Genomic DNA, 10,066 nt, shown 5'->3' with positions numbered 1-10,066 from the left:
ACGGTCGCCACGCCAAATGGCATTGCCCCCGCCGATATCGGGGTTATCGCCGGTCGGATTGCCGCCATCGGCAGTTTTGCCGATGCCAAAGCGGCGGAGATTTTCGAAGCCAAAGGGCTTCATGTTTTGCCCGGCGCCATCGACAGCCAGGTCCATTTCCGCGAGCCCGGGCTCGAAGCCAAGGAGGATCTGGAGAGCGGCAGCCGCGCCGCCGTGCTTGGCGGCGTCGTCGCGGTGTTCGAAATGCCGAACACCAAACCCAACACCGACAGCGAAGCCGCGATCCACGACAAGCTCGCTCGCGCCGAGGACCGGATGTGGTGCGACCATGCTTTCTATGTCGGCGCGACCAGCGCCAACGCCGAATTGCTCGGCGAGCTCGAACGCCTGCCGGGCACGGCGGGCGTCAAGATCTTCATGGGTGCCTCGACCGGCGACCTGCTCGTCTCCGAGGATTCGGACTTGGCGCGCGTGCTCGCGCATGGCCGCCGCCGCGTCGCGCCACACCGGATGCGAGGACGGATCACCGGTCACGCGCTCGGTGTGGCGCGACGATGAAAGCGCGATGCTGGCGACGCAGCGCATCCTGCGGCTGGCGCGTGCGGCGCGGCGCAAGATCCACATCCTGCATGTGACCACCCCCGCGGAGTTGGAATATATCGCCGCCAACAAGGATATCGCGACGTGCGAGGTCACGCCGCAGCATCTCACGCTCGCGGGCGAGGAGGCTTATCCGCGGCTCGGCACCTACGCGCAGATGAACCCTCCGATCCGGTCTGGCGCGCATCGTGACGGGCTGTGGCACTGGCTCAACCAGGGCGTGCCCGACGTGCTCGGCTCCGATCACGCGCCGCACACGAAGGAAGAGAAGGCCCGGACCTACCCCGATACGCCGAGCGGCATGCCGGGCGTGCAGACCTTGCTGCCGCTGATGCTCGACCATGTCGCCAACGGGCGGCTGAGCCTGCAGCGGCTGGTCGAGCTGACCTCGGCCGGGCCGCAGCGCGTGTTCGGCATGACCGCCAAGGGGCGGATCGCGGCCGGTTACGATGCCGATTTCACTTTGGTCGATCTCAAGGCGAAATGGACGATCGAGGACAAGTGGCTCGCCTCGCGGTGCGGCTGGTCGCCCTTCACCGGCATGGAGATCACCGGCAAGCCGGTCGGCACGATCATCCGCGGCCAGGTCGTGATGCGCGACGGCGCGCTCGCGGCCAAGGCGATCGGCAAGCCGATCCGGTTCGATTCCGCCGCCTGGGAGTGAAGAATGGGGGATCCATAATCCTGAAGTTCGCGGACGGAACCGCAATCATCGGAGATATGGATTCCCGCCTTCGCGGGAATGACGACTTAGGGTGTCGCTCTCTTGGCGAGCGGGATGACGCAATAAAAGAACGCGGCTATGGCGGGCGCCATGAGCGATACCACCAACACGAGTCCGCCCGACCGCCTTTCGGTCGATCCCCGCAGCCCGCATTATGACGCCGACGCGCTCGCGCGCGGCATCGGCATCATCTTCAACGGCACCGAGCGCTTCAACGTCGAGGAATATAGCGTGAGCGAGGGCTGGGTGCGCCTTGCCATGGCCAAGACGCGCGACCGCAAGGGCAATCCGCTGACGATGAAGCTGAGCGGCAGCGTCGAGCCGTTTTTCCGCGACTCCGCGCCCGAATCGGAACAGGCATGAATCCCGCTCGTTGCGGCCCCGTAGCCTACCCATCCAGGGTGTGCGCATGGGAGAATGTCGATGGGCAAAGGCCTGATTCTGTGGATGCTCGGCGTGCCGGGAATCGTCGTGATCGGTTTGCTGCTGTTTCACGTCATCTGATTCACAAGGCGCATTGATATGGCCAAGGACGAAAAGACCGAGGCCGATCTGACCGGCGGCGGGCTCCGCCGCCGGCCGCGCCACCAGCCGCTCGAGGTCGGTGGACGCCGGCTCAGCCCCGCCACCCTGATGATGGGGCACGGTTTCGATCCGGCCTTGTCGGAAGGATCGCTCAAGCCGCCGGTTTTCCTCACGTCGACCTACGTTTTCGAAAGCGCCGCGCACGGCAAACGCTTCTTCGAAGGCGTCACCGGCAAGCGTCCGGGCGGGGCCGAAGGCCTGGTCTATTCGCGCTTCAACGGCCCTAATCAGGAAATCCTCGAAGACCGGCTCGGCATTTGGGAAGAGGCCGAAGACGCGCTGACCTTCACCTCGGGCATGGCGGCGATCGCGACTGTTTTGCTGGCGCTGGTCCAGCCCGGCGACACGATCGTCCATTCCGCGCCGCTCTACGCCGCGACCGAGACGCTGATCGGCAAGATTCTCGGCAAGTTCGGCATCAAGTGGCTCGATTTCCCGGCGGGCGCGACCCGCGAGGAAATCGACGCGGTGATGGCCGAGGCGAAGAAAAGCGGCCGCGTGCCGCTGATCTATCTCGAAAGCCCGGCCAATCCGACCAACGCCTTGGTCGATATCGAGGCTGTGACCGCCTCGCGCGACGCGATGTTTGAGGGCGACAAGCCGCTGGTCGTGATCGACAACACCTTCCTCGGTCCGCTCTGGCAGCAGCCGCTCAAGCATGGCGCCGACATCGTCATCTACAGCCTGACCAAATATGCCGGCGGGCATAGCGATCTGGTCGCGGGCGGCGCGGTCGGCTCGAAGGCGGCGATCAACCCGATCCGGATGATGCGCAACACGATCGGCACGATCCTCGATCCGCATCCCGCGTGGATGCTGCTGCGGTCGCTGGAGACGCTGGAGTTGCGCATGAGCCGCGCCGGCGAGAACGCCGCCAAGGTGTGCGCCTGGCTGCGCGACCATCCCAAGGTCGAGCATGTCGGCTATCTCGGCTTCCTCGAGGAGGGTTCGCGCCAGGCGGACATCTATAACCGCCATTGTTCGGGCGCGGGTTCGACCTTCTCGCTCTATCTCAAGGGCGGCGAGGAAGAGGCGTTCCGTTTCCTCGACGCGCTCAAGATCGCCAAACTGGCGGTCAGCCTCGGCGGGACCGAGACGCTGGCGAGCCATCCGGCGGGGATGACGCACCTGTCGGTGCCGCAGGCACGCAAGGATGCGCTCGGGATCGGCGACAATCTCGTGCGCATCTCGATCGGCGTCGAGAATGCCGACGATCTTATCGCGGACTTCGAACAGGCGCTGGCTTTAGTCTAGGATAGCCCTCTCCCGCGAAAGCGGGAGAGGGCTTAATTCCCAGCCCGCTTCCTCAACCCGATGATGTCGATCGGCCCGTCCTGCCAGGATCGCACGATATACCGTCCGCGGTGCAGCTCCTTGAGGAGCCCATCGCCGGGGTCGTAGGTCTGTGCACCCAGCCGGAGCAGCCAGATCGTTGGCACGGCCTGCGTTTCGGGCTGCTCCGCGATCGCATGGAGCTGGTCGCGCGGCAGCGAGACCACGCCGCGGCTGCCGGTCGGATACCAGCCGCCGGGAACGTCGAAGCTCGGCACTTCGGTCGGAATCGCGCGGATCGGGAAAGCGAGACCCTTGTCGCGCAGCGCATAACGCAGCGGCAGCGCGCCCTCGTTCGGATAGGCGAAGACCTGGTCGCCGGGCTGGAAGCGCGGCGCCAGCCACGCGATCGTGCGATACCAATCCTGCATCGGCCCGGCCATCCGCGCCTGCACGTCGGCGGCGAGCATCGACGCGCCGAGGATCAGGGCGCCGCCGATGCCGAGCAGCCTCTTGGTCCCGTCTCCGCCGGCCGCGCCGATCGCGAGCAGCAGCATCGCAGGCCCCGCCACCGGCGTCATCGTGCGCGTGATGAAGACCGGCGAGACGGTCAGCGACACCGCCACCGCCAGCACCACCGGCAGCAAGGCGAGGATCAGCAGGATGGCCGCCAGCCGCACGCCGGTCACGCCCCGCATCAGCGCGGCGATCGCGAGGCCGAGCAGCAGGAAGATCGCGAGGCCCGGCCAGCCGGGTGCGGCATAGAGCGTGGTCAGATGACCGAAAAAGCCTTGGTCGATCGTGAAACGCAGCCAGGTGTGCGACACCCAGGTCGGCGCCTGATCGCGCAAGATGGCGAGGCCGGGCAGATAGAGCAGGCCGACGATGACATGCGCCGCGACCAGCCAGCCAAGATCGGCGCGGCGCTGGCCCCGGCCAAGCAAGGCGACCGCCATCGCGAGCGTCAGCGCGCAGGCATAAAGCAGGCCGAGATTGTGCAGCCACAGGATCGCTTCGAGCAGCAGGAAGTAAGCCGCGAAGGCGCGCCCGACGATCGGCCGGCCCTGATCGCGCAGCCGCACCAGCCGCAGCATCAGCGCGAGCGCGCAGGCATAGGCCAGGATCATCAGGGGATAAGGCCGCACCTGGCGCGACATTTCGACCAAGGCGTTGGAGACGCAGGCCAGGCCGAACACCGCCAGATACAGGTGCCGACGCCGATCCTCGTCCCAGCCGAGCCAGCTGGTCGCCTCGCGCGCCGCCAGCACCAGCACGATCGGCGTAAAGATGCCCGCGATCAGGCCGGGCAGGCGCAGCGCGATCAGCCCATCGCCGAACGCCGCCACCCACAGATGCAGCAACGAATAATAGAAAGGCGGATGCGTTTCGAACCGCGGCACGACGTGGAGCAGGAAAGCGAAGTCCTTGTCGGCGGCGAAGGCGCTATAGGCCTCGTCCAGCCACAGCGGCTCGGCGCCGATATTCCATAGCCGCACCGCCAGCCCGATCAGGGCGAACAGACCCAGGACAGGCCAGAAGGATCGCATGCTCCGCATCCGCGCATTCCCTTACGGCGTTCGCAAGCACTTGTCGCGCGGGCTGGCCACGCCATAAGGGAGCCAATGTTCCGCTCCGCGCCCCAGGTCGAGACGCCCGCCGGTTGGTGGAACAGCCGTTGGTTCCTGGCCGCTCTGGTGCTGCTGACCGCGGTGCCCCTCCTCTATCCGACCGTGCCGCCGCTGACCGATCTGCCCGAGCATATGGGGCGCTACCGGATCCAATTGTCCGATCCGTCGGATCCGCTGCTCAAGGATTATTTCAGCTTCCACTGGGCGTTCATCGCCAATCTCGGCGTCGATCTGCTGATCGTGCCGATGGCGGGCCTGTTCGGGCTGGAACTGGGCGTGAAGCTGATCGTGATCGCGATCGCGATGCTGACCACGACCGGCATCTTGTGGACCGCGCGCGAAGCGCATGGCCGCGTGCCGCCGCCGGTCCTGTTCGCGCTGCCGCTCGCCTATAGCTTCCCCTTCATCTGGGGCTTCCTCAACTACCTGCTGTCGATGGCGCTCGCGCTCAATGCCTATGCGCTGTGGCTGCGGCTCGGGCGGCAGCAGCGCTGGAAGCTGCGTCACGCTTTGTTCGTGCCGATCGGCCTGGCTCTGACCGTCGCGCATATCTTTGGTTGGGCGGTTCTGTGCCTGCTCGCCTTCGGCGCGGAAACGGTGCGCGCGCGCGACGCCGGCCGTAAATTCCTGCCCAGCCTGTGGCAGGGCGGGATGTCGTGCCTGTCGCTGGCGCCGCCCTTGTTGCTGCTGATCCTGTGGCGGAGCGGCGATGCGAGCGGCCAGAATGTCGAGTGGTTCGCCTGGCCCGCCAAATATGTCTACATGGTCTCGATCCTCCGCAACAGCGCGATGAACTTCGACCTCGCCTGCGTCTATCTGCTGTGGGGCATGGTCGCATTCGGGCTGGCGGGCGTATGGGTGCGGATGAACCGCACGCTCGGCATCGCCGCGCTGATGCTGATCCTCGCCTACATATTGCTGCCGCGCATCCTGTTCGGATCGGCTTATGCCGATATGCGGCTGGCGCCCTATGTGATGCTGATCGCTGTGACCGCGCTGGCGCTGCGGCGGCCGTCGCGGCGCCAGGCCGCGATCGTGGCGGCGCTCGCGACCGCTTTGTTCGTGGTGCGGATCGGGATCCTGACCAACAGCTTCGCGCGGCATGATCAGAACAATGCGCGCCAGCTCGCCGCGCTCGACCTGGTCAAGCCGGGCAGCCGCGTCTTCGTCGAGGTGCGCCTGCCCTGCCTCGGCATGTGGGAGACGTCGCGCATGGATCATCTCGGCGCGATGGCGATCGTGCGGCGCCACGCCTTCGCCAACGGCCAGTGGACCGATCCGGGCGCGCAATTGGTGCGCATCCAATATGCGCCGGCCAAAGGCTATGCGGAGGATCCGACCGAGATTTTGCGCCCGCGCCGCTGCAGCGACCGACGCTCCAAGAGATATCCCGACGGCCTCAACAACCTGCCGCATGACGCCTTCGATTATGTCTGGCTGATCGACATGCCGAAAAAGGACTGGAACAGCTTCCCCGGCCTCGAACCGATCTGGACTGGTGGCGAGAGCGGTATCCTCTATCGGGTCGGACCGCGCCCGCCCTGGTCTGTGCCGATGCCGGAACCGATCGGCTCGGCCACCAAGGCGATCGACACGCCCGCCGGAAACAAGCCGCGCACCACCACGTGACGTTCCGACCCGAATAGCCAGGTCAGGAGCGTGTTGACCGGCTTGGGCGGAATGCGGTCCTCGTCGCCGCCCTCGCGCCCCAGTATACGGTTGAGCCAGCGCACGCCGACGATGGCGGGCAGGAGCAAGGTGTTGAAGGCGGTGCGGCGCAACGTGTGGAAGCCGCCGGCGCGCACCACCGCTTCCAGTGTGCCGGCCGTATAACGGCGCTGATGATGGTGGGCGACGTCATGCCCGCTCCACAAGCTTGGCATCGCCGGCACCGTCAGCATCAGCCGCCCGCCCGGCGCGAGCTTGGACTTGAGCGCGAGCAGGGCCCCTTTGTCGTCGGGGATATGCTCGAGCACGTCGAGCAGCACGATCAGATCGTAATGGCCGTCCTCCAGCAGGACGTTGGGCAGATAGCCGCCCTTGACCGCGACCCCGGTCCGTTTGGTGGCGAAGGCGCGGGCATGATCGTCCGGTTCGACCGCATCGACCGTGCCGAATTGCTGGAGCATCGCGATGTTGGAGCCGGTGCCGCAGCCGATCTCGAGAATGCGCAGCGGACCTTTCCTCGGCCGCCAGCGCTCGATCAGCGCGGTCAGGATCTTGCGGCGTCCGACGAACCACCAATGGTCGCGGTCGATCTCCGCCATCCGATCATAGACGTGGCGTTCCATCAGGCGGCGTCGTCGCCGGCATCACCGATCTTTTCCCGCACGATGTAGATCGGGCGCCGCTTGGTCTCGACCAAGATGCGGCCGACATATTCGCCGAGGATGCCGAGCGACATCAACTGCACGCCGCCCAGGAACAGCACCGCGACCATCATCGACGCATAGCCTGCGACGTCGATTCCGTAGAGCACGACCCGGCCGATCAGGAACAGCGCGTAGAGCATCGCGATCGCCGCGATGCCGAAGCCGATATAGGACCAGACCCGCAACGGCGCGGTCGAGGCCGAGGTGAGGCCGTCGATCGCAAGCTTCCACAGTTTGATATAATTGAACTTGGTGCGGCCGACCGAGCGCTCGGCGCGATCATAATAGACCGCCGCTTGCTTGAAGCCGCCCCACGCGAACAGCCCCTTCATGAAGCGGTTGCGCTCGGGCATCGCACGGATGACCTCGACCACCTTGCGGTCGAGCAGGCGGAAATCGCCGGCATGTTCGGGGATCTTGTCCTCGCTCAGCCAATTGTGCGCGCGGTAATAAAGGTCGGCGGTCAGGCGCTTGGGCAGGCTGTCGGTCATGCGGTTGCGGCGCACGCCGAACACGACCTCATTGCCCAGCCGCCATTCGTCGAGCATCGCGCCGATCAGTTCGGGCGGATCCTGCAGGTCGACATCGATCGGCACCACGGTCTCGCCCCGGACATGATCGAGCCCGGCGGAGAGCGCGGCTTCCTTGCCGAAATTGCGCGACAGCGAGATGCCGACGACGCGCGGATCGACCCGGTTGGCGGCCATGATCGCGGCGAGCGTCGCGTCCGAGCTGCCGTCGTCGACGAACAAGATTTCCCACAGGATCGCATCGTCCCCGGGATCGCGCAGCGCGTCGAGCACGGGCACGACCCGCGTCAGGAAGGGCTGAATCCCATCCTCTTCGTCCTTCACGGGCACGATCACCGAGATCAGCGGGCGCTTGGCGACCGCCGCGACCGGCTTCTGGCGCGCATGGGCGTTGGAGGCGGCAAGCTTCACTTGAATACCCACCAGCGGTTCAAAGCGAAGATCATAGCCGGGGTTACGAACCAGATGGGCAGATAAATCGTCCAATGCGGCTGTTTGAGCGCGTCGGTCAGCAGCCACGCCCAGAAGGCGTTGAGCGCGAAGCTGGGCAGCGACGCGAGCACGAAGCGGATCTGGCTCGATCGGTCGCGCGACCCATGGTTGCGGAAAGTGACACGGCTATGGAGAAAGTAGCCGAGCGTGAGCGCGGCGATATAACCCGCGAAATTGCAGAATTGCAGCGGCAGCCGGGTCCAGCTGTCGAACGTCACCAGCACCGCCGAATAGAGCGCGGTGACGATCGTGCCGTTCACGCCGTAGCGCACGATCTGCCAGAACATTTCGCGCCGCGCCGTCACCCTCATTCCCGAACCCATGGTCCTCCGCATCGAGATCGCTTTAGCCATGGACCGACTACCAACCCGTTGAGAAGGCGAAATTCACGTCGGCGAAGGGAGTGCCGACACTTTCCCCGCCGCCATGGAGCCTCTAGAGCCCCCGCACCGGAGAGGGAAGAGCGGTGATCGGCGACACGGACAAACCCACCTATTGGCGCCGCTGGTTCTTCGCCTGCTGGGCAGCCGCGGTCGTCTACATGCTCTATTACAAGTGGAACGCGATCCACTGGTTCGCGCTGTCCGACACCGACGACAATATGCGCTTCGCCCAGGTGCAGGCCCTGCTCCACGGCCAGGGCTGGTACGATCTGCGTCAGCACCGGATCGATCCGCCCCTGGGCATCTCGATCCACTGGTCGCGGCTGGTCGACCTGCCGATCGCGGCCTTGATGCTGATCCTGCAGCCGATCGTCGGCGGGCAGGAAGCGGCGCGCTGGTCGTGCGCGATCGCGCCGATGCTGGCGTTCGGCGCCGCGCTTTATGGCCTGATGCTGACCGTGCGGCGGCTGGTCGACCGCTGGTCGTTCCTGCTCGCCGCCGCGATCCTGATGTGCGCCACCACCAGCATGCTGATGTGGATGCCGCTGCGTGTCGATCATCATGGCTGGCAATTGGCGAGTCTGATCGTCGCGGTCGCGGGCATGGCCGACGGCAGGCGCTTTCGTGGCGGGCTGACCGCCGGTTTCGCGACCGCCTTCTCGCTCACGATCGGGCTCGAGCTTTTGCCTTATCTGGCGGTGGTCGGCGCGCTGATCCTGTTGTGGTGGGTGATCGAGGGCGAGCAGGCCAACCGCCTGCGCGGCTATGGCCTCAGCCTCGCCGCCGGAACCGCGTTCGGCTATCTCGTGTTCGGCTCGTTCGACAACGCACAATTGCTCTGCGACGCGCTGACGCCGGTCTATCTGTCGACCTTGGTTTCGGCGGGTGCGATCCTGTTCGCTTTGGGTTCGCTCGGCTTTGCGAAACGCTGGTTGCGGATCGTGGCGGCGCTGGCGGCGGGGGCGGCGATCTGCGGTTTCTATGCCGGCGCCTTCCCGCAATGCCTCGGGCGGCCCGAGCATCTTTCGCCCGAGGCCGACAAATTATGGTTCAGCCATATCAAGGAAGCCAAGCCGCTCTACGAACATGGCTGGCGCATCGCCTTCCCGACCTTGTCGTTGTCGGTCATCGGCGTGATCGGCGCGGGCTGGTCCTTCTGGCGCGCACGCGGCACCGCCAAGGCGATTCCCTGGGCCCTGGTCTTCCTGTTGTCGGTTTTTTCGGGGCTGTTGCTGTTCTGGCAGACGCGCGCGGGGCCGGCGTCGCAATTGATGGGTACGATCGGCGCCACCGCGCTCGGTTGGCACATGCTCAACTGGACGCTCGCGCATCGCAACATGCTGGTCCGCGTGTTCGGATCGGTCGCGGTATTCCTGCTCGTGTCCGGATCGTTTTCCGCGCTGATCGTACAAAATATTCCCGAGCACAAAGGCGCGTATCGCCAGAAGGTCGACATGGCCAACCGCAAGTGCCCGACCTT

The 10,066-nt window shown here is 65.7% G+C and carries 8 protein-coding genes and 1 pseudogene; 5 read left to right on the top strand and 4 right to left on the bottom strand.

Annotation, left to right across the window (positions count from 1 at the left end; translation table 11 throughout):
* The 3 genes and pseudogenes from VK533_RS04480 to VK533_RS04470 all read left to right on the top strand — a co-directional run.
* Nucleotides 1–1,264, top strand: a pseudogene (locus tag VK533_RS04480) (dihydroorotase); the annotation flags it as partial.
* A gap of 150 nt (nt 1,265–1,414) precedes the next feature.
* Nucleotides 1,415–1,687 (top strand): DUF3297 family protein, encoded by a 273-nt coding sequence (locus tag VK533_RS04475; protein ID WP_324375404.1) that lies wholly within the window; start codon nt 1,415–1,417, stop codon nt 1,685–1,687.
* Between the two features lie 159 nt (nt 1,688–1,846).
* Nucleotides 1,847–3,163, top strand: a complete 1,317-nt coding sequence (locus tag VK533_RS04470; RefSeq protein ID WP_324375402.1) for a cystathionine gamma-synthase family protein — start codon at nt 1,847–1,849, stop codon at nt 3,161–3,163.
* A gap of 32 nt (nt 3,164–3,195) precedes the next feature.
* Here the strand turns inward: VK533_RS04470 and VK533_RS04465 are convergent, their stop codons facing one another.
* Entirely contained in the window at nt 3,196–4,728 is a 1,533-nt protein-coding gene (locus tag VK533_RS04465; RefSeq protein ID WP_324375400.1) for a hypothetical protein, read from the bottom strand.
* A 75-nt stretch (nt 4,729–4,803) separates the two neighbouring features.
* Here VK533_RS04465 and VK533_RS04460 point away from each other — a divergent pair, with 75 nt between their 5' ends.
* On the top strand, nt 4,804–6,438 hold the full coding sequence (locus tag VK533_RS04460) for a hypothetical protein (RefSeq protein ID WP_324375398.1): 1,635 nt from the start codon (nt 4,804–4,806) through the stop codon (nt 6,436–6,438).
* Here VK533_RS04460 and VK533_RS04455 read toward each other — a convergent pair.
* Genes VK533_RS04455 through VK533_RS04445 form a run of 3 tightly spaced genes read right to left on the bottom strand, consistent with a single transcriptional unit; the run spans nt 6,327 to nt 8,514 of the window.
* Nucleotides 6,327–7,100, bottom strand: coding sequence for a class I SAM-dependent methyltransferase (locus VK533_RS04455; RefSeq protein WP_324375396.1), 774 nt, complete (start codon nt 7,098–7,100; stop codon nt 6,327–6,329). The two genes, VK533_RS04460 and VK533_RS04455, sit on opposite strands and share 112 nt — an antisense overlap.
* Nucleotides 7,100–8,122, bottom strand: a complete 1,023-nt coding sequence (locus VK533_RS04450) for a glycosyltransferase family 2 protein (protein WP_324375395.1) — start codon at nt 8,120–8,122, stop codon at nt 7,100–7,102. The genes VK533_RS04455 and VK533_RS04450 overlap by 1 nt, the downstream gene beginning before the upstream one ends.
* On the bottom strand, nt 8,119–8,514 hold the full coding sequence (locus VK533_RS04445) for a GtrA family protein (protein WP_324375393.1): 396 nt from the start codon (nt 8,512–8,514) through the stop codon (nt 8,119–8,121). The genes VK533_RS04450 and VK533_RS04445 overlap by 4 nt, the downstream gene beginning before the upstream one ends.
* A gap of 155 nt (nt 8,515–8,669) precedes the next feature.
* Here VK533_RS04445 and VK533_RS04440 point away from each other — a divergent pair.
* Nucleotides 8,670–10,066, top strand: a 1,397-nt coding sequence (locus VK533_RS04440) for an AcrB/AcrD/AcrF family protein (RefSeq protein WP_324375391.1), incomplete at its 3' end; no start/stop codon positions are given.

This window comes from Sphingomonas sp. (assembly GCF_035317925.1).
Classification (GTDB): Bacteria; Pseudomonadota; Alphaproteobacteria; order Sphingomonadales; family Sphingomonadaceae; genus Sphingomonas_I.
The sequence above is the reverse complement of the archived record's forward strand: the minus strand, read 5'-3'. Positions and strand labels throughout refer to the sequence as shown.

Bases quoted from the DNA above. Each gene is read 5' to 3' on its own strand.
- VK533_RS04475 (WP_324375404.1), top strand. From the start codon at position 1,415: ATGAGCGATACCACCAACACGAGTCCGCCCGACCGCCTTTCGGTCGAT.
- VK533_RS04470 (WP_324375402.1), top strand. From the start codon at position 1,847: ATGGCCAAGGACGAAAAGACCGAGGCCGATCTGACCGGCGGCGGGCTC.
- VK533_RS04465 (WP_324375400.1), bottom strand. From the start codon at position 4,728: ATGCGATCCTTCTGGCCTGTCCTGGGTCTGTTCGCCCTGATCGGGCTG.
- VK533_RS04460 (WP_324375398.1), top strand. From the start codon at position 4,804: ATGTTCCGCTCCGCGCCCCAGGTCGAGACGCCCGCCGGTTGGTGGAAC.
- VK533_RS04455 (WP_324375396.1), bottom strand. From the start codon at position 7,100: ATGGAACGCCACGTCTATGATCGGATGGCGGAGATCGACCGCGACCAT.
- VK533_RS04445 (WP_324375393.1), bottom strand. From the start codon at position 8,514: ATGAGGGTGACGGCGCGGCGCGAAATGTTCTGGCAGATCGTGCGCTAC.